Source organism: Actinotalea lenta (assembly GCF_030586465.1).
GTDB classification, from domain to species: Bacteria; Actinomycetota; Actinomycetes; order Actinomycetales; family Cellulomonadaceae; genus Actinotalea; species Actinotalea lenta.
This window is the reverse complement of the sequence record NZ_JAUQYP010000001.1, coordinates 133,140-148,882: the sequence shown is the minus strand read 5'-3', so window position 1 is coordinate 148,882 and position 15,743 is coordinate 133,140. Positions and strand designations below refer to the sequence as shown.

27 protein-coding genes and 1 pseudogene are annotated in these 15,743 nt (G+C 70.3%); 27 read left to right on the top strand and 1 reads right to left on the bottom strand.

Annotated features, from left to right (window positions below; genetic code table 11):
• The first annotated feature begins 1 nt into the window (after position 1).
• The 27 genes and pseudogenes from rplB to Q6348_RS00620 all read left to right on the top strand — a co-directional run.
• Positions 2 to 838: a 50S ribosomal protein L2 gene (gene rplB, locus Q6348_RS00750; RefSeq protein WP_304599432.1), complete on the top strand. Its 837-nt coding sequence runs from the start codon at positions 2 to 4 to the stop codon at positions 836 to 838.
• Between the two features lie 11 nt (positions 839 to 849).
• Entirely contained in the window at positions 850 to 1,131 is a 282-nt protein-coding gene (gene rpsS / locus Q6348_RS00745) for a 30S ribosomal protein S19 (protein WP_304599431.1), read from the top strand.
• Positions 1,132 to 1,167: 36 nt separating this feature from the next.
• Positions 1,168 to 1,536, top strand: coding sequence for a 50S ribosomal protein L22 (gene rplV / locus Q6348_RS00740; protein WP_304599430.1), 369 nt, complete (start codon positions 1,168 to 1,170; stop codon positions 1,534 to 1,536).
• Positions 1,536 to 2,345 carry a 30S ribosomal protein S3 gene (gene rpsC / locus Q6348_RS00735; RefSeq protein ID WP_304599429.1) on the top strand — a complete coding sequence of 270 codons (810 nt, stop codon included), beginning with the start codon at positions 1,536 to 1,538 and terminating at the stop codon, positions 2,343 to 2,345. Before rplV ends, rpsC begins: the two co-directional genes overlap by 1 nt.
• A gap of 3 nt (positions 2,346 to 2,348) precedes the next feature.
• On the top strand, positions 2,349 to 2,768 hold the full coding sequence (rplP, locus tag Q6348_RS00730; RefSeq protein WP_304599428.1) for a 50S ribosomal protein L16: 420 nt from the start codon (positions 2,349 to 2,351) through the stop codon (positions 2,766 to 2,768).
• On the top strand, positions 2,768 to 3,010 hold the full coding sequence (gene rpmC, locus Q6348_RS00725; protein ID WP_304599427.1) for a 50S ribosomal protein L29: 243 nt from the start codon (positions 2,768 to 2,770) through the stop codon (positions 3,008 to 3,010). Before rplP ends, rpmC begins: the two co-directional genes overlap by 1 nt.
• A gap of 14 nt (positions 3,011 to 3,024) precedes the next feature.
• The gene (gene rpsQ / locus Q6348_RS00720; protein WP_304599426.1) at positions 3,025 to 3,303 is read left to right on the top strand and encodes a 30S ribosomal protein S17; all 279 of its coding nucleotides are present in this window, start codon (positions 3,025 to 3,027) and stop codon (positions 3,301 to 3,303) included.
• A 70-nt stretch (positions 3,304 to 3,373) separates the two neighbouring features.
• Entirely contained in the window at positions 3,374 to 3,742 is a 369-nt protein-coding gene (gene rplN / locus Q6348_RS00715; RefSeq protein WP_304599425.1) for a 50S ribosomal protein L14, read from the top strand.
• 2 nt (positions 3,743 to 3,744) lie between these two features.
• On the top strand, positions 3,745 to 4,086 hold the full coding sequence (gene rplX, locus Q6348_RS00710; RefSeq protein WP_304599424.1) for a 50S ribosomal protein L24: 342 nt from the start codon (positions 3,745 to 3,747) through the stop codon (positions 4,084 to 4,086).
• The gene (rplE, locus tag Q6348_RS00705; protein ID WP_304599423.1) at positions 4,086 to 4,655 is read left to right on the top strand and encodes a 50S ribosomal protein L5; all 570 of its coding nucleotides are present in this window, start codon (positions 4,086 to 4,088) and stop codon (positions 4,653 to 4,655) included. The genes rplX and rplE overlap by 1 nt, the downstream gene beginning before the upstream one ends.
• Before the next feature lies 1 nt (position 4,656).
• A complete protein-coding gene (locus tag Q6348_RS00700) occupies positions 4,657 to 4,842 on the top strand; it encodes a type Z 30S ribosomal protein S14 (RefSeq protein ID WP_304599422.1) in 186 nt (61 codons plus the stop codon).
• 55 nt (positions 4,843 to 4,897) lie between these two features.
• Positions 4,898 to 5,296 (top strand): 30S ribosomal protein S8, encoded by a 399-nt coding sequence (rpsH, locus tag Q6348_RS00695; protein ID WP_304599420.1) that lies wholly within the window; start codon positions 4,898 to 4,900, stop codon positions 5,294 to 5,296.
• A 27-nt stretch (positions 5,297 to 5,323) separates the two neighbouring features.
• Positions 5,324 to 5,860, top strand: a complete 537-nt coding sequence (gene rplF, locus Q6348_RS00690) for a 50S ribosomal protein L6 (protein ID WP_304599419.1) — start codon at positions 5,324 to 5,326, stop codon at positions 5,858 to 5,860.
• Between the two features lie 2 nt (positions 5,861 to 5,862).
• A complete protein-coding gene (gene rplR, locus Q6348_RS00685) occupies positions 5,863 to 6,234 on the top strand; it encodes a 50S ribosomal protein L18 (protein WP_304599418.1) in 372 nt (123 codons plus the stop codon).
• A 34-nt stretch (positions 6,235 to 6,268) separates the two neighbouring features.
• Positions 6,269 to 6,898 carry a 30S ribosomal protein S5 gene (gene rpsE / locus Q6348_RS00680; protein ID WP_304599417.1) on the top strand — a complete coding sequence of 210 codons (630 nt, stop codon included), beginning with the start codon at positions 6,269 to 6,271 and terminating at the stop codon, positions 6,896 to 6,898.
• Positions 6,898 to 7,080 (top strand): 50S ribosomal protein L30, encoded by a 183-nt coding sequence (gene rpmD, locus Q6348_RS00675; protein ID WP_304599416.1) that lies wholly within the window; start codon positions 6,898 to 6,900, stop codon positions 7,078 to 7,080. The genes rpsE and rpmD overlap by 1 nt, the downstream gene beginning before the upstream one ends.
• Before the next feature lie 2 nt (positions 7,081 to 7,082).
• Entirely contained in the window at positions 7,083 to 7,829 is a 747-nt protein-coding gene (gene rplO, locus Q6348_RS00670) for a 50S ribosomal protein L15 (protein ID WP_304599415.1), read from the top strand.
• Positions 7,830 to 7,974: 145 nt separating this feature from the next.
• A complete protein-coding gene (gene secY, locus Q6348_RS00665; protein ID WP_304599414.1) occupies positions 7,975 to 9,273 on the top strand; it encodes a preprotein translocase subunit SecY in 1,299 nt (432 codons plus the stop codon).
• Positions 9,270 to 9,848 carry an adenylate kinase gene (locus Q6348_RS00660; RefSeq protein ID WP_304599413.1) on the top strand — a complete coding sequence of 193 codons (579 nt, stop codon included), beginning with the start codon at positions 9,270 to 9,272 and terminating at the stop codon, positions 9,846 to 9,848. The genes secY and Q6348_RS00660 overlap by 4 nt, the downstream gene beginning before the upstream one ends.
• Positions 9,848 to 10,681 carry a type I methionyl aminopeptidase gene (gene map, locus Q6348_RS00655; protein ID WP_304601875.1) on the top strand — a complete coding sequence of 278 codons (834 nt, stop codon included), beginning with the start codon at positions 9,848 to 9,850 and terminating at the stop codon, positions 10,679 to 10,681. The genes Q6348_RS00660 and map overlap by 1 nt, the downstream gene beginning before the upstream one ends.
• 209 nt (positions 10,682 to 10,890) lie before the next feature.
• Positions 10,891 to 11,112 carry a translation initiation factor IF-1 gene (gene infA / locus Q6348_RS00650; RefSeq protein ID WP_012867920.1) on the top strand — a complete coding sequence of 74 codons (222 nt, stop codon included), beginning with the start codon at positions 10,891 to 10,893 and terminating at the stop codon, positions 11,110 to 11,112.
• Between the two features lie 93 nt (positions 11,113 to 11,205).
• The gene (rpmJ, locus tag Q6348_RS00645; protein WP_304599412.1) at positions 11,206 to 11,319 is read left to right on the top strand and encodes a 50S ribosomal protein L36; all 114 of its coding nucleotides are present in this window, start codon (positions 11,206 to 11,208) and stop codon (positions 11,317 to 11,319) included.
• 199 nt (positions 11,320 to 11,518) lie between these two features.
• Positions 11,519 to 11,899, top strand: a complete 381-nt coding sequence (gene rpsM, locus Q6348_RS00640) for a 30S ribosomal protein S13 (protein WP_304599411.1) — start codon at positions 11,519 to 11,521, stop codon at positions 11,897 to 11,899.
• A 66-nt stretch (positions 11,900 to 11,965) separates the two neighbouring features.
• On the top strand, positions 11,966 to 12,373 hold the full coding sequence (gene rpsK, locus Q6348_RS00635; protein WP_304599410.1) for a 30S ribosomal protein S11: 408 nt from the start codon (positions 11,966 to 11,968) through the stop codon (positions 12,371 to 12,373).
• A 90-nt stretch (positions 12,374 to 12,463) separates the two neighbouring features.
• Positions 12,464 to 13,459, top strand: coding sequence for a DNA-directed RNA polymerase subunit alpha (locus Q6348_RS00630; protein WP_304599409.1), 996 nt, complete (start codon positions 12,464 to 12,466; stop codon positions 13,457 to 13,459).
• Positions 13,460 to 13,508: 49 nt separating this feature from the next.
• Positions 13,509 to 14,117: a 50S ribosomal protein L17 gene (rplQ, locus tag Q6348_RS00625; RefSeq protein ID WP_304599408.1), complete on the top strand. Its 609-nt coding sequence runs from the start codon at positions 13,509 to 13,511 to the stop codon at positions 14,115 to 14,117.
• Positions 14,118 to 14,222: 105 nt separating this feature from the next.
• A pseudogene (locus tag Q6348_RS00620) lies at positions 14,223 to 14,795 on the top strand (alpha/beta fold hydrolase); the annotation flags it as partial.
• 135 nt (positions 14,796 to 14,930) lie between these two features.
• Here Q6348_RS00620 and Q6348_RS00615 read toward each other — a convergent pair.
• Positions 14,931 to 15,713, bottom strand: a complete 783-nt coding sequence (locus Q6348_RS00615; RefSeq protein ID WP_304599407.1) for an ROK family protein — start codon at positions 15,711 to 15,713, stop codon at positions 14,931 to 14,933.
• Positions 15,714 to 15,743: the final 30 nt, after the last annotated feature.

The following is a 15,743-nucleotide window of genomic DNA, read 5'->3' as shown; positions in this document are numbered from 1 at the left end:
CATGGGAATCCGCAAGTACAAGCCGACGACACCGGGTCGCCGCGGCTCCAGCGTCGCCGACTTCGCCGAGATCACCCGCTCGACCCCGGAGAAGTCGCTGGTTCGCCCGCTGCCGAAGAACGGCGGTCGCAACAGCTCGGGCCGGATCACCGTCCGGCACCAGGGCGGTGGCCACAAGCGCGCCTACCGGGTGATCGACTTCCGTCGTCACGACAAGGACGGCGTGCCGGCCAAGGTCGCGCACATCGAGTACGACCCGAACCGGACCGCCCGGATCGCGCTCCTGCACTACGCCGACGGCGAGAAGCGCTACATCCTCGCGCCGAGCCGGCTGTCGCAGGGCGACACGGTGGAGAACGGCCCGGGTGCCGACATCAAGCCGGGCAACAACCTGCCGCTGCGCAACATCCCCACGGGCACCGTCGTGCACGCCATCGAGCTCAAGCCCGGTGGCGGCGCGAAGATCGCCCGGTCCGCGGGCGCGAGCGTGCAGCTCGTCGCCAAGGACGGGCCGTACGCGCAGCTGCGGATGCCCTCCGGGGAGATCCGCAACGTCGACGCCCGGTGCCGTGCCACGGTCGGTGAGGTCGGCAACGCCGAGCAGTCCAACATCAGCTGGGGCAAGGCCGGCCGCATGCGGTGGAAGGGCAAGCGCCCGACCGTCCGCGGTGTCGTCATGAACCCGGTGGACCACCCGCACGGTGGTGGTGAGGGCAGGACCTCCGGCGGCCGGCACCCGGTCAGCCCGTGGGGCCAGCCCGAGGGTCGCACGCGCCACCCGCACAAGGAGAGCGACAAGCTCATCGTCCGTCGCCGTCGCACCGGCAAGAAGCGCTGAGGAGTCCACTGATGCCGCGCAGCCTCAAGAAGGGCCCCTTCGTCGACGACCACCTGCAGAAGAAGGTGGACGTTCAGAACGAGAAGGGCTCCAAGACGGTCATCAAGACCTGGTCTCGCCGGTCGATGATCACCCCCGACTTCCTGGGTCACACCTTCGCCGTGCACGACGGCCGCAAGCACGTCCCGGTGTTCGTCACCGAGTCGATGGTCGGCCACAAGCTCGGCGAGTTCGCCCCGACGCGGACCTTCCGCGGCCACGAGAAGGACGACCGCAAGGGCCGCCGTCGCTGACGGCCCGCGATCGACGACGAAGAAAGCAGGACAGCAATGGAAGCCAAGGCGCAGGCGCGGTTCGTCCGTGTCACGCCCATGAAGGCCCGGCGCGTCGTGGACCTCATCCGTGGCAAGCAGGCCGAGGAGGCCGTGGCGACGCTGCGGTTCGCCCCGCAGGCCGCGGGTGAGACGGTGCGCAAGGTGGTCGAGTCGGCCATCGCGAACGCCCGGGTCAAGGCGGACCGCGCGGGCGAGGCGTTCGACGCCTCGTCGCTCGTGGTCTCCGAGGCGTTCGTGGACGAGGGACCGTCGCTCAAGCGGTTCCGCCCGCGGGCCCAGGGACGTGCCACCCGCATCCTCAAGCGCACGAGCCACATCACGGTGGTCGTCGCGCCGGCCCCGACGAAGGAGAGGACCCGATAGTGGGACAGAAGGTCAACCCGCACGGGTACCGCCTCGGCATCACCACCGACCACCGGTCGCGCTGGTTCGCCGACAGCACCCGTCCGGGGCAGAGGTACCGCGACTACGTCCGTGAGGACGTCGCGATCCGCAAGCTGATGGGCACGGGTCTCGAGCGTGCCGGCATCGCGAAGGTGGAGATCGAGCGCACCCGCGACCGGGTCCGCGTCGACATCCACACCGCGCGCCCCGGCATCGTCATCGGCCGCCGCGGCGCCGAGGCGGACCGGATCCGCGGTGAGCTGGAGAAGCTCACCGGCAAGCAGGTCCAGCTGAACATCCTCGAGGTCAAGAACGCCGAGCTCGAGGCGCAGCTGGTCGCCCAGGGCATCGCGGAGCAGCTCGCCAGCCGCGTCTCGTTCCGTCGCGCCATGCGCAAGGGAATGCAGTCCGCGCAGCGCGCCGGCGCCAAGGGCGTCCGGGTGCAGTGCTCGGGCCGCCTGGGCGGCGCCGAGATGAGCCGGTCGGAGTTCTACCGCGAGGGGCGGGTGCCGCTGCACACCCTGCGCGCGAACATCGACTTCGGTCTCTACGAGGCCAAGACCACCTTCGGCCAGATCGGCGTGAAGGTCTGGATCTACAAGGGCGACATGACCGAGCGCGAGTTCGCGCGCGAGCAGGCCTCCGCGGCACCCCGCTCGCGCGGCCCGCGCGGAGACCGTGGCGACCGCCGTCCGCGCCGTGAGGCCCCGGCCGCCGCCTCGGCACCGGCCGAGCAGGCGCCCGCGGCCGACGCTCCGGCGTCCACCGAGTCCGGAACGGAGGCCTGAGTCATGCTGATCCCACGCAGGCTCAAGCACCGCAAGCAGCACCACCCGAAGCGCTCCGGCATGGCCAAGGGTGGCACCACGATCGCGTTCGGCGACTTCGGCATCCAGGCGCTCGAGCCGGCCTACGTCACGAACCGCCAGATCGAGGCTGCTCGTATCGCGATGACCCGTCACGTCAAGCGTGGCGGGAAGGTCTGGATCAACATCTACCCCGACCGGCCGCTGACCAAGAAGCCGGCGGAGACCCGGATGGGTTCCGGCAAGGGCTCGCCCGAGTGGTGGGTCGCGAACGTCAAGCCGGGCCGTGTCATGTTCGAGCTGGCCGGTGTCCCGGAGCCCCTGGCACGCGAGGCGATGCGCCGCGCGATGCACAAGCTCCCGATGAAGTGCCGGTTCGTGGTCCGCGAGGGTGGTGGCAACTGATGGCAATCGGGACGAAGGCGCTGGCTCCCTCGGAGCTGGACGCCATGGACGAGGACACCCTCGTCGCGGAGCTGAAGAAGGCCAAGGAGGAGCTGTTCAACCTCCGGTTCCAGTCGGCCACCGGCCAGCTGGAGAGCCACGGGCGCCTCAAGGCCGTCCGGCGCGACATCGCGCGGATCTACACGATCCTGCGCGAGCGCGAGCTCGGCATCCGCACCGCGCCCGGCTCGAGCGCGCAGTGAGCGAGAGGTCAACGATGAGCGCAGAGAAGGTGGCCGCTGAGCACCGCCCGTACCGCAAGACGCGGCGGGGCTACGTGGTCAGCGACAAGATGGACAAGACGGTCGTGGTCGAGGTCGAGGACCGGGTCAAGCACCCGCTCTACGGCAAGGTCATGCGCCGGACCAGCAAGGTGAAGGCGCACGACGAGGCCAACGCGGCCGGGTCGGGCGACCTCGTCCTGATCATGGAGACCCGCCCGCTGTCGGCGACCAAGCGCTGGCGCGTGGTGGAGATCATCGAGAAGGCCAAGTAGCCCACCCCATCCGTTCGGCAAGGCTCGCGGCCCACGCGGCGAGAACCGGCAGACAACAGGAGCAGAAGCAATGATCCAGCAGGAGTCGCGACTCAAGGTCGCCGACAACACGGGTGCCAAGCAGATCCTCTGCATCCGTGTGCTCGGCGGCTCGGGCCGCCGCTACGCCGGTATCGGCGACGTGATCGTCGCGACGGTCAAGGACGCGATCCCCGGCGGCAACGTCAAGCGGGGCGACGTGGTCAAGGCCGTGGTCGTGCGCACCACCAAGGAGCGCCGCCGGCCGGACGGCTCGTACATCAAGTTCGACGAGAACGCCGCAGTGATCCTTCGGAACGACGGTGAGCCGCGCGGCACCCGCATCTTCGGCCCGGTGGGCCGAGAGCTGCGCGACAAGAAGTTCATGAAGATCATCTCGCTGGCGCCGGAGGTGCTCTGACCATGGCGAAGATCAAGAAGGGCGACCAGGTCGTCGTCATCGCCGGCCGCGACAAGGGCAAGACCGGGCGGGTGCTCGAGGTCCTCACGGACAGCGACCGCGTGGTCGTCGAGGGCGTGCAGCGGGTGACCAGGCACGTCAAGGCCGGTCAGTCCAACCGCGGCACGCAGACCGGGGGCATCGAGACCGTCGAGGCACCGGTCCACGTCAGCAACGTCATGGTGGTCGACCCGGAGACGAAGAAGGGCACCCGGGTCGGGTACCGCACCGAGGAGATCGAGCGCGACGGTCGCATGCGGACCGTGCGGGTCCGCGTCGCCAAGCGCTCCGGTAAGGACATCTGATGAGCACCACGACCGACACCGCTCCGGCTCCCCGGCTCAAGGCCCGCTACTCCGGCGAGATCGCTCCGGCGCTGCGCGAGGAGTTCGGGTACGCCAACGTCAACCAGACCCCCACGCTCGTCAAGATCGTGGTCAACATGGGTGTGGGGGAGGCCGCCAAGGACTCCAAGCTCATCGACGGGGCCGTGCGCGACCTCGCGGCGATCACGGGCCAGAAGCCCCAGGTGACCAAGGCCCGAAAGTCGATCGCCCAGTTCAAGCTGCGCGAGGGCATGCCGATCGGTGCGCACGTCACGCTGCGTGGCGACCGGATGTGGGAGTTCTGCGACCGGTTGATCTCGCTCGCGCTGCCCCGGATCCGGGACTTCCGGGGACTGTCGGCCAAGCAGTTCGACGGCCGCGGGAACTACACGTTCGGCCTGAACGAGCAGCTGATGTTCCACGAGATCGACCCCGACAAGACCGACCGGGTGCGCGGGATGGACATCACCGTCGTCACCTCGGCGACCACCGACGACGAGGGCCGCTCGCTGCTGCGCAGGCTGGGCTTCCCCTTCAAGGAGGACTGAGATGGCCAAGACTGCGCTCATCAACAAGGCGGCCGGCAAGCAGAAGTTCGGCGTCCGCTCCTACAGCAGGTGCCAGCGTTGCGGTCGTCCGCGCGCCGTGTACCGCAAGTTCGGGCTCTGCCGCATCTGTGTGCGCGAGATGGCGCACCGCGGCGAGCTGCCCGGCGTCACCAAGAGCAGCTGGTAACAACGACGCCGTTGGTCCCTGGGGGGATACCGCGGCGAGGAAGGGCACGAGCCCGATGACCATGACCGACCCGATCGCAGACATGCTCACACGTCTGCGTAACGCGAACTCGGCGTACCACGACTCCGTGTCGATGCCCTACTCCAAGCTGAAGGGGAACATCGCGGAGATCCTCAAGGCCGAGGGGTACATCGCCGGCTGGAGCGTGGCGGACGCGCCGGTGGGCAAGACGCTCACCATCAGCCTGAAGTACGGCCCGAGCCGCGAGCGTTCGCTCGCGGGCGTGCGCCGGGTGTCGAAGCCCGGACTGCGCGTGTATGCCAAGTCGACCAATCTGCCGCGCGTGCTGGGCGGCCTGGGCGTGGCGATCCTGTCCACGTCGTCCGGGCTGCTCACCGACCGGCAGGCCGCCACGAAGGGCGTGGGTGGGGAAGTCCTCGCCTACGTCTGGTGATCTGAGAACCAGGAGAGGAGCCAGCCCATGTCTCGAATCGGCAAGGTCCCGGTCCCGGTTCCGACCGGCGTGGACGTCGCGATCGACGGTGCCACGGTGACGGTGAAGGGGCCCAGGGGCACCCTGAGCCACACCGTCCCGGCGCCCATCAAGGTCGCCCAGAACGAGGGCACCCTCGTGGTGACCCGGCCGGACGACGAGCGCATGTCGCGCTCGCTGCACGGCCTGACCCGAACGCTGCTGGCGAACCTGGTCACCGGCGTGACCGAGGGCTACACCAAGCGCCTCGAGATCGTCGGCACCGGGTACCGCGTGACGGCGAAGGGCAGCGACCTGGAGTTCGCGCTCGGGTTCAGCCACCCGGTGGTCGTCGCGGCCCCCGAGGGCATCACGTTCACGGTCGAGTCGCCGACCAAGTTCTCGGTCAGCGGCATCGACAAGCAGCAGGTCGGCGAGACCGCCGCGAACATCCGCAAGATCCGCAAGCCCGAGCCGTACAAGGGCAAGGGCGTGCGGTACGCGGGCGAGCAGGTCCGTCGCAAGGCCGGAAAGGCTGGGAAGTAGTCGTGGCTATCACCGTTCGTGGCAAGGGCAAGGCCATTGCCCGCGCACGCCGTCACCAGCGGCTGCGCAAGAAGGTCGTCGGCACCGCCGCGCGGCCGCGACTCGTGGTCACCCGGTCCAGCCGGCACATGGTCGTCCAGGTCGTCGACGACGCCCTCGGTCATACGTTGGCGTCGGCCTCCACGCTGGAGGCCGACCTGCGCGCGCTGGACGGCGACAAGACGGCCAAGGCCCGCCGGGTCGGCGAGCTGGTCGCGGAGCGGGCCAAGGCCGCCGGGATCAGCGCCGTGGTCTTCGACCGTGGTGGCAACAAGTACCACGGCCGGGTCGCCGCGGTGGCCGAGGGAGCCCGGGAGGGTGGTCTGGCCCTGTGATGTTCGAGACCGTTCGGAAGCAGAGGAAGCACTGATGGCTGCACCGCAGCGCAGCAACGCCGGCGCACAGTCCGGCGGCGACCGTCGCGAGCGCGGCGGCGACCGTCGCGACAACCGCCGCGACCAGGCCGAGAAGAGCGCCTTCGTCGAGCGCGTCGTCACGATCAACCGCGTGTCCAAGGTCGTCAAGGGCGGCCGGCGCTTCAGCTTCACGGCGCTCGTCGTCGTGGGCGACGGTGACGGGACCGTGGGTGTCGGCTACGGCAAGGCCAAGGAGGTGCCCTCGGCGATCGCCAAGGGCGTGGAGGAGGCCAAGAAGAGCTTCTTCCGCGTGCCGCGCATCCAGGGCACGATCCCGCACCCGATCACCGGCGAGGCCGCCGCAGGCGTCGTGTTCCTGCGCCCCGCGTCGCCCGGTACCGGTGTGATCGCGGGTGGCCCCGTCCGCGCCGTGCTCGAGTGCGCCGGGATCCACGACGTGCTCAGCAAGTCGATGGGGTCGTCCAACGCGATCAACATCGTGCACGCCACCGTGGAGGCCCTGCGCTCGCTCGAGGAGCCGGAGGCCGTGGCCGCGCGCCGCGGTCTGCCGCTGGACCACGTGGCCCCGGCGGCGATGCTTCGTGCGAAGGCCGCCGGGCTCGAGGCGAAGGCTGGTGCATGATGCCGCGTCTCAAGGTGACCCAGACCAAGTCCGCCATCGGCGGCAAGCAGAACCAGCGTGACACGCTGCGGAGCCTCGGCCTCAAGCGCATCGGCGACATCGTCGTCAAGGAGGACCGTCCGGAGATCCGCGGCATGGTCACTACGGTGACGCACCTCGTCACCGTCGAGGAGGTCGACTGACCATGGCTGACAAGGACGAGGCGGCCCAGGCCGCCGAGGAGCAGACCCCGGAGAAGAAGGCGCCGGCGCGCCGCAGCACCGCCAAGGCTGCTGCGGACAAGCCGGCGACGACCGAGAAGCCGGCTGCCAAGAAGCCCGCGGCGAAGAAGCCCGCCGCGCGGAAGGCCGCTGCGGACGAGCCCGCTGCGCCGAAGGCCGCCGGCGACGAGCCCGTTGCGGAGGCTGCCGCCAAGAAGCCCGCCACCAAGAAGCCGGCTGCGAAGGCCTCGGCGTCCAAGGCTTCCGAGCCGGCGGCGGAGTCCGGCATCGGCATGCTCAAGGTGCACCACCTGCGTCCGGCGCCCGGCTCGCACACCGCCAAGACCCGCGTGGGTCGCGGTGAGGCGTCCAAGGGCAAGACTGCGGGTCGCGGCACCAAGGGCACCAAGGCGCGGTACCAGGTCCCCGAGCGCTTCGAGGGCGGCCAGATGCCGATGCACATGCGGCTCCCGAAGCTGCGCGGGTTCACCAACCCGTTCCGTGTCGAGTACCAGGTGGTCAACCTGGACAAGCTCGCCACGCTGTACCCCGAGGGCGGCGAGGTCACGGTGGCGGACCTGGTGGCCAAGGGCGCGGTTCGCAAGGGTGCGCCGGTGAAGGTCCTGGGGACCGGTGACGTGAACGTCAAGCTCAGCGTCGCCGTGCAGAAGGTCTCGGCATCGGCCGCACAGAAGATCGTCGCCGCGGGCGGTTCGGTCGAGCAGGCGTGACCCGGGGCGGACCGCCGCACGGTAGGTCCACCCCACCACCCCCACAACTCGGCTAGGGTGGCCCCTCGGCACGATCGCCGAGGGGCCACGCCCCGCTCGACCCCGCCGCGTGGCCGACCACGCCACGTGCGGAGCAGGAGGACAGGTGCTCAGCGCATTCGCCCGGGCCTTCCGGACGCCCGATCTGCGGCGCAAGCTGCTCTTCACGATCGGCATCATGATCGTGTTCCGGGTCGGGTCGTTCCTGCCGACGCCCGGTGTCGACTACGGCAACGTCCAGACCTGTGTGAACCAGAGCCAGGGCGCGAACGACCTGCTCGGCCTGGTGAACCTGTTCAGCGGTGGAGCGTTGCTCCAGCTGGCCGTGTTCGCGCTCGGGATCATGCCGTACATCACGGCGAGCATCATCATCCAGCTGCTGCGGGTGGTCATCCCGCGGTTCGAGGCCCTGCACCAGGAGGGCCAGTCCGGAACCGCGAAGCTCACGCAGTACACGCGCTACCTCACGATCGGGCTGGCGATCCTGCAGTCGACCACCATCGTGACGATCGCGCGCAACGGGGCCTTGTTCCCCAGCTGCTCGGTCAAGGTGATCCCGAACCCCAGCATCATCACGATCCTCATCATGGTGATCACGATGACGGCCGGGACCGCGCTGATCATGTGGCTCGGCGAGCTCATCACGGAGCGGGGCATCGGCAACGGCATGTCGCTGCTGATCTTCACGCAGATCGCGGCGCGCTTCCCGACCGCCATGTGGTCGATCGCCGGCGGCGACAACGGCGTGAGCAAGTTCATCGTGGTGCTCGCGGTCGTGGTCCTGGTGATCGGGCTGGTCGTGTTCGTCGAGCAGTCCCAGCGGCGCGTGCCCGTGCAGTACGCCAAGCGGATGGTCGGCAGACGGATGTACGGGGGATCGAGCACCTACATCCCGATCAAGATCAACATGTCCGGCGTGATCCCCGTGATCTTCGCGTCCTCGCTGCTGGCCGTGCCGGGCCTGCTGGCGCAGTTCGGCGACGCCCGTTCCGGCTGGGTGATCTGGGTCTCCAACTACATCGTCCCGGCGAGCGCGCCGCTGCACATCACGCTGTACATCGGCCTGATCATCTTCTTCGCGTACTTCTACACCGCGATCACGTTCAACCCTGACGAGGTCGCGGACAACATGAAGAAGTACGGCGGCTTCATCCCGGGCATCCGGGCGGGCCGGCCGACCGCGGAGTACCTCGACTACGTGATCTCCCGAATCACGGCACCCGGCTCGGTGTACCTGGCGCTGGTGGCGCTGATCCCGGTCGTGACGTTCATCTTGCTCAACGTGGGCACGAACATCCCGTTCGGTGGGACTTCCATCCTGATCGTCGTCGGTGTCGGCATGGAGACTGTGAAGCAGATCGAGGCACAGCTCCAGCAGCGGCACTACGAAGGTTTCTTGAGATGAGTCTTCGTCTGGTCATCATGGGCCCGCAGGGCTCCGGCAAGGGCACGCAGGCGTCCCTCCTCGCGGATCGACTCGGGGTCCCGACGATCTCGACGGGGGACCTGTTCCGTTCGCACATGAGCGCGGGCGACGACCTCGGTCAGCTCGCGCGCGGGTACACCGCGCGTGGCGAGCTGGTGCCCGACGACGTCACCAACGCCATGGTGCGGCGCCGGCTCGACCATCCCGACGTCGCCGACGGCTTCATCCTGGACGGTTACCCCCGCAATGCGGCCCAGGTCGCCGAGCTGGACCGCATCCTGGCGGACCACGGTGCGCGGCTGGACGCGGTGATCGAGCTGACGGCGGACCGTGAAGAGCTGATGGCGCGCATGACACGCCGGGCCGAGCTCGAGGGCCGCGAGGACGACACCGCGGACGCGATCGCCCGTCGCCTGGACATCTACGCCGAGCGCACCGCGCCGCTCACTGCTGCGTACGCCGACCGCGGACTGCTGATCACGGTCGACGGCACAGGAGAGATCGAGGAGATCGCCGAGCGGGTAGCCGTCGCCGTCACCGGCGTGCGGCAGTGATGCTCGGGCGCGAGCGGATCGAGATCAAGACACCCGAGCAGGTGGCAGCGATGCGCGCCGCCGGGCTGGTCGTCGCCCGGATGCACCGCGCCGTGCGCGAGGCTGTCGCGCCGGGCGTGACCACGGCGGACCTCGACGCTGTCGCGGCGCAGGTGCTGGACGAGGCCGGCGCGACCTCCTCGTTCCTCGGGTACCACGGGTATCCGGCGGTGGTCTGCGTGTCCGTCAACGAGGAGATCGTGCACGGCATCCCAGGACCCCGCGTGATCCGGCCCGGGGACGTGGTCTCCGTGGACGCGGGTGCGATCGTGGACGGTTGGCACGGGGATGCTGCCTTCACCATGGTGGTCGACGACGCGGACCCTGCCGACCTGGCGCTGTCCGCGACGACCGAGCGGGCGATGTGGGCGGCGATCGCCGCGCTCGCCGGCGGCGATCGCGTCGGGGTGGTCGGCGATGCCGTGGAGCAGGTGGTCGAGGGGGAGCCGGTGCCGTACGGCATCGTCCAGGAGTACGTGGGTCACGGCATCGGTACCGCGATGCACCAGCCGCCGGACGTGCTCAACTACCGCACCCGGGACCGCGGCGCGCGACTGAAGCCGGGGATGTGCGTGGCGATCGAGCCGATGCTGACCCGCGGGGCTCGCACCACTCGGGTGCTGGACGACGACTGGACAGTGGTCACCGAGGACGGGCAGCGAGCAGCGCACTGGGAGCACACCGTCGCGATCGGTCCCGACGGCGTGTGGGTCCTGACGGCGGAGGACGGCGGCGCGGCGGGCCTGGCCCCCTTCAACCTCGCCCCCACCCCCACCCCACCTCCTGAGTGGTGATCAAGGACGTCGTGCCCGCGCGACGCGAGCGCGAGTTCCTTGATCACAGCGGGGCGGGGGCGGTTTCGCACAAGGGCGGTCGATGGCGTAGGATCGTCCGTCGGGTGCGTGTGCTCCGGCTGAGCTCCGCGTCCCGTCCCCGTCCGACCGCGGTCCGCGACCGCGCGCGGGTTGTGGGGGCGCCGAGCAGCACGACGTTAGCGGAGGACATGGCCAAGAAGGACGGCGTCATCGAGATCGAGGGCAGCGTGGTCGAGGCTCTGCCGAACGCGATGTTCCGCGTGGAGCTGGCCAACGGGCACAAGGTGCTCGCCCACATCTCGGGCAAGATGCGACAGCACTACATCCGGATCCTCCCCGAGGACCGGGTGGTGGTCGAGCTGAGCCCGTACGACCTGTCTCGCGGTCGGATCGTCTACCGCTACAAGTAAGTCCCACCAGCACCGGGGTGGCCAGCCAGGTCGGTCCGGACGACGACAACGGCCGCCCGTCGCATCCGCGCGTGCGGCGGCGGAGGAACGAGCATGAAGGTCAAGCCCAGCGTCAAGAAGGTCTGCGACAAGTGCAAGGTGATCCGGCGGCACGGCCGCGTCATGGTCATCTGCGAGAACCAGCGGCACAAGCAGCGCCAGGGCTGAGCCCTGCCGTCCGGCCTCGCGTCGGACAGCCGTCGGGCCTCGGCCTGTCGGCACCCGGCGCCCCGTAGGGGCGACCGGATCAGCGTACGGCCAGCGTCACGGCTCCGGCAGGAGCCCGGGCGCCAACCCCCGGTCGGAGGCCGGGGCCCGCAAGGGAGGGCCGTGCGGACGACCTCCGAGCAGGACCAGGAGTACCCAGATGGCACGTCTCGTCGGCGTCGACCTCCCCCGCGAGAAGCGGCTCGAGGTTGCGCTCACCTACATCTACGGCGTCGGCCGCACCCGCGCGCGCCAGACGCTCGAGGCCACCGGCATCAGCGGCGACCTTCGTGTGCGCGACCTCGGTGACGCCGAGCTGGTCGCGCTGCGCGACCACCTCGAGGGCAGCTACAAGCTCGAAGGTGACCTGCGCCGGGAGGTTGCCGCGGACATCCGCCGCAAGGTCGAGATCGGCAGCTACGAGGGCCTGCGGCACCGCCGCGGCCTCCCGGTGCGCGGTCAGCGGACCAAGACCAACGCCCGCACCCGCAAGGGTCCGAAGCGCACCGTGGCCGGCAAGAAGAAGGCCGGCAAGAAGTAGCAGCCCCGCCTGGCGGCCCGTCCGGCCGCCGGCCCCAGACCTCGACGACCCAGCGAAGGACAGTAGATGCCTCCCAAGACCCGCTCCGCCGGCGCCGCGCGCAAGCCGCGCCGCAAGGAGAAGAAGAACATCGCCGTGGGTGTCGCCCACATCAAGTCCACCTTCAACAACACGATCGTGTCGATCACCGACCCCTCCGGCGCCGTCGTGGCGTGGGCCTCCTCGGGTCAGGTCGGGTTCAAGGGCTCGCGCAAGTCGACCCCGTTCGCCGCGCAGCTCGCGGCGGAAGCGGCCGCGCGGCGCGCCCAGGAGCACGGGATGAAGAAGGTCGACGTCCTGGTGAAGGGCCCCGGCTCGGGTCGCGAGACCGCGATCCGCTCGCTCCAGGCCACCGGTCTGGAGGTCGGCTCGATCTCCGACGTCACCCCGCAGGCGCACAACGGCTGCCGACCCCCCAAGCGTCGCCGCGTCTGACCCTGGTTTGTCCCCGTCGGGCGGACCGAGGTCCGACGGGTTCGTTCGTGATGCGTCATATGGCGGACGCACACTGAGAGGAATCCTGACGTGCTCATCGCACAGCGCCCCACCCTGACCGAAGAGGTCATCTCGGAGTACCGCTCGCGGTTCGTCATCGAGCCGCTCGAGCCCGGGTTCGGTTACACGCTCGGCAACTCGCTGCGCCGGACCCTGTTGTCCTCGATCCCCGGGGCTGCGGTGACCAGCCTGCGCATCGACGGCGTGCTGCACGAGTTCAGCACCATCGTCGGTGTGAAGGAGGACGTCACCGAGCTCATCCTGAACATCAAGGACCTCGTGGTCTCCTCGGAGAACGACGAGCCCGTGGTGATGTACCTGCGCAAGCAGGGCCCGGGCGAGGTGACCGCGGCCGACATCACGCCACCGGCGGGCGTCGAGGTGCACAACCCCGACCTGCACATCGCCACGCTGAACGGCAAGGGCAAGCTCGAGGTCGAGCTCACGGTCGAGCGCGGCCGCGGCTACGTCTCTGCGGCGCAGAACAAGCCGTTCGACGCCGAGATCGGTCGCATCCCCGTCGACTCGATCTACTCGCCTGTGCTCAAGGTGACGTACAAGGTCGAGGCGACGCGTGTCGAGCAGCGCACCGACTTCGACCGGCTGATCGTCGACGTCGAGACCAAGCCGGCGATCGCGCCGCGGGACGCGCTGGCCTCGGCCGGCAAGACCCTGGTCGAGCTGTTCGGGCTGGCCCGCGAGCTCAACGTCGAGGCGGAGGGCATCGAGATCGGCCCGTCGCCGACGGATGCGGCGCTCGCGGCGGACCTGGCGCTGCCCATCGAGGAGCTCCAGCTGACCATCCGGTCCTACAACTGCCTCAAGCGTGAGGGCATCCACACCGTGGGCGAGCTCGTGGCGCGGTCCGAGGCGGACCTGCTGGACATCCGCAACTTCGGTGCGAAGTCCATCACGGAGGTCAAGGAGAAGCTCAGCGGCCTGGGTCTGAACCTCAAGGACAGCCCGCTCGACTTCGACCCGAGCTCCTACTACGACGGCGACTACGCCGACGACGACCTGTCCTGACGTGTGACGGTCGCCGTGCGGCGGCCGGCGGAGAACCAAGGAGTACGAGATGCCCACGCCCACCAAGGGCCCGCGGCTCGGCGGCGGCCCGGCCCACGAGCGCCGGATCCTCGCCAACCTGGCGACCAGCCTGTTCGAGCACCGGCGGATCACCACGACGGAGGCCAAGGCCAAGCGCCTGCGCCCGCTCGCCGAGCGCATGATCACCTTCGCCAAGCGCGGTGACCTGCACGCCCGGCGCCGCGTGCTGACCGTGGTCCGGGACAAGGCCGTGGTGCACGAGCTCTTCACCGAGATCGCGCCGGCGATGGCCGAGCGGCACGGCGGCTACACCCGGATCACCAAGATCGGTCCGCGCAAGGGCGACAACGCCCCGATGGCGGTCATCGAGCTGGTGCTGGAGCCGGTGAGCCCCAAGCAGGCCACGGTCCGCGAGGCGGAGAAGGCCACCAAGAGGGCCGCTGCGAAGGCCGCGCCCACGGCCGAGCCCGTCGAGGCCGAGGTCCCGGAGGCGGACGCCGCCGAGCAGGCCACCCCGGTCGTGGACGAGGCGGAGCCGGAGGAGGTCACCGCTGACGAGGCCGCCGCCGAGGAGGCCGACGTCGCGGACGCCGCCGAGCAGGGCGCACCCGTCGAGGACGCCGACGACAAGGCCTGACGCCGAACGTCGAAGGGCCGTATCCGGGCGACGTAGCGTGGGACGGTGAGCGAGGCAGCCCCTGTCCCGGTCGTGCTCCTGCACGGGTTGCGCACGTCGTCGACGATGTGGCGCGCCCAGGTGGCTGCCATGGCCGGCAGCCGGCCGGTGCGTGCGATCGACCTGCCCGGGCACGGCGTCCGGAGGGCCCAGCGCTTCTCCGTGGCGGCGGCGATGGCCGCCGTGGACGCGGCGGCCGACGAGCTCGCCGGCCCGGGTGGGCGGGTCGCCGTGGTCGGTCTGTCGCTCGGTGGGTACCTCGCGCTGCACTGGGCAGCACGGCGTGGTCCTCGGGTGGCGGGCGTGCTGGCCGCCGGGTGCAGCGCGCGTCCCGGCGGCCCGCTGACCACCGCGTGGCTCGCGCTCGCCCGGGCGATCGCCCGGCTGCCGGACCGTGGGGCGTGGCTGAATCGCGCCGCAGTGGCCGCGACGGTTCCCGAGCCCGGGGCCACGGACCTGGGAGCAGGGGGCTACGCCCTGGACGTCATGGTCGACGCCCTGCGCGAGATGGCCCGGGTCGACTCGCGGGCGGACCTGGCCGACGTCGACTCCGTGCGGGTTCCGGTCTGGCTGGTCAACGGACGGTGGGACCACTTCCGCCTCGGCGAGCGGGCGGCGCGGCGCGCGGCCCCGCATGCCAGGCGCGTCCTGATCCCGGGTGCGACCCACCTGGTCAGCGTCGTCCGACCGGTCGCCTTCACCCGGGTCATGCTGGAGATGCTTGCCGAGGTCGACGGCCATGCCTCGCCGTCGGACGTCTCGTGCGCAGGCGGCTCACTCGCCGGTGCGTCGCAGCCCCCAGGCGCGCACGCCGCCGACGATGCCGGCCGAGTTGGGCACGATGACGACGTCGTCGCCCAGGGCCTCGAGGACGGCGGGGCGGATCCGTCGGGAGTTACCACCTCCGACGTAGAGTCTGTCCCAGCGGAAGACCGGGCGGAGGCCTTCCAGCGCCCGTCGGACGCGACGTGACCAGGCGGCGTCGCCCAGCCGTCGACGCTCGGCCTCCCCGAGGTACATGTCGTACGTGACGCCGCGGCGCACCGGGGCGTGGGAGAGCTCCAGGTGCGGGGCCAGCACGCCGCCGTCGAACACGGCACTGCCGAGCCCGGTGCCGAGCGTGAGCACGAGCTCGAGACCGCCGCCGGAGATGACGCCCGCGCCGTGCACCTCGGCGTCGTTGAGCACGAGCACCGGGTAGCCGAGCGCCCGCCCGACGAGTGCTGCCATGTCCGTCCCGGCCCACGCGGCGAGGAGCTCAGGGAGCACCCGGGTGCCTGGGCCGGACCGTGTGACGTAGTGCGGGGTGGCGATGACCACGCCGTGCCGCAGCATCCCCGGCATGCCGACCGTTCCGCGGTCCGCAGGCGGCAGCTGCGCGGCGAGATCCGCGATGGTGGCCACCAGGCGATCGGGAGGCAGGGGGTAGGGCGTGGGGACGCGCATCGGCGGGACGTGCATGGTGCCCTGCGCGTCCAGCACGGACGCCTTGATCCCTCCGCCGCCGCAGTCCACCGCCAGGGTCCGGACGTGCGGCTCCGAGGGGGGTGCGGCCATGGGTGCACCGTAGCCCGCCTCGGCCGCCGG

What these genes read in the sequence shown, in the direction of transcription:
- rplB (WP_304599432.1), top strand. Translation starts at nt 2, where the DNA reads ATGGGAATCCGCAAGTACAAGCCGACGACACCGGGTCGCCGCGGCTCC.
- rpsS (WP_304599431.1), top strand. Translation starts at nt 850, where the DNA reads ATGCCGCGCAGCCTCAAGAAGGGCCCCTTCGTCGACGACCACCTGCAG.
- rplV (WP_304599430.1), top strand. Translation starts at nt 1,168, where the DNA reads ATGGAAGCCAAGGCGCAGGCGCGGTTCGTCCGTGTCACGCCCATGAAG.
- rplP (WP_304599428.1), top strand. Translation starts at nt 2,349, where the DNA reads ATGCTGATCCCACGCAGGCTCAAGCACCGCAAGCAGCACCACCCGAAG.
- rpmC (WP_304599427.1), top strand. Translation starts at nt 2,768, where the DNA reads ATGGCAATCGGGACGAAGGCGCTGGCTCCCTCGGAGCTGGACGCCATG.
- rpsQ (WP_304599426.1), top strand. Translation starts at nt 3,025, where the DNA reads ATGAGCGCAGAGAAGGTGGCCGCTGAGCACCGCCCGTACCGCAAGACG.
- rplN (WP_304599425.1), top strand. Translation starts at nt 3,374, where the DNA reads ATGATCCAGCAGGAGTCGCGACTCAAGGTCGCCGACAACACGGGTGCC.
- rplX (WP_304599424.1), top strand. Translation starts at nt 3,745, where the DNA reads ATGGCGAAGATCAAGAAGGGCGACCAGGTCGTCGTCATCGCCGGCCGC.
- rplE (WP_304599423.1), top strand. Translation starts at nt 4,086, where the DNA reads ATGAGCACCACGACCGACACCGCTCCGGCTCCCCGGCTCAAGGCCCGC.
- Q6348_RS00700 (WP_304599422.1), top strand. Translation starts at nt 4,657, where the DNA reads ATGGCCAAGACTGCGCTCATCAACAAGGCGGCCGGCAAGCAGAAGTTC.
- rpsH (WP_304599420.1), top strand. Translation starts at nt 4,898, where the DNA reads ATGACCATGACCGACCCGATCGCAGACATGCTCACACGTCTGCGTAAC.
- rplF (WP_304599419.1), top strand. Translation starts at nt 5,324, where the DNA reads ATGTCTCGAATCGGCAAGGTCCCGGTCCCGGTTCCGACCGGCGTGGAC.
- rpsE (WP_304599417.1), top strand. Translation starts at nt 6,269, where the DNA reads ATGGCTGCACCGCAGCGCAGCAACGCCGGCGCACAGTCCGGCGGCGAC.
- rpmD (WP_304599416.1), top strand. Translation starts at nt 6,898, where the DNA reads ATGCCGCGTCTCAAGGTGACCCAGACCAAGTCCGCCATCGGCGGCAAG.
- rplO (WP_304599415.1), top strand. Translation starts at nt 7,083, where the DNA reads ATGGCTGACAAGGACGAGGCGGCCCAGGCCGCCGAGGAGCAGACCCCG.
- Q6348_RS00660 (WP_304599413.1), top strand. Translation starts at nt 9,270, where the DNA reads ATGAGTCTTCGTCTGGTCATCATGGGCCCGCAGGGCTCCGGCAAGGGC.
- map (WP_304601875.1), top strand. Translation starts at nt 9,848, where the DNA reads ATGCTCGGGCGCGAGCGGATCGAGATCAAGACACCCGAGCAGGTGGCA.
- infA (WP_012867920.1), top strand. Translation starts at nt 10,891, where the DNA reads ATGGCCAAGAAGGACGGCGTCATCGAGATCGAGGGCAGCGTGGTCGAG.
- rpmJ (WP_304599412.1), top strand. Translation starts at nt 11,206, where the DNA reads ATGAAGGTCAAGCCCAGCGTCAAGAAGGTCTGCGACAAGTGCAAGGTG.
- rpsM (WP_304599411.1), top strand. Translation starts at nt 11,519, where the DNA reads ATGGCACGTCTCGTCGGCGTCGACCTCCCCCGCGAGAAGCGGCTCGAG.
- rpsK (WP_304599410.1), top strand. Translation starts at nt 11,966, where the DNA reads ATGCCTCCCAAGACCCGCTCCGCCGGCGCCGCGCGCAAGCCGCGCCGC.
- rplQ (WP_304599408.1), top strand. Translation starts at nt 13,509, where the DNA reads ATGCCCACGCCCACCAAGGGCCCGCGGCTCGGCGGCGGCCCGGCCCAC.
- Q6348_RS00615 (WP_304599407.1), bottom strand. Translation starts at nt 15,713, where the DNA reads ATGGCCGCACCCCCCTCGGAGCCGCACGTCCGGACCCTGGCGGTGGAC.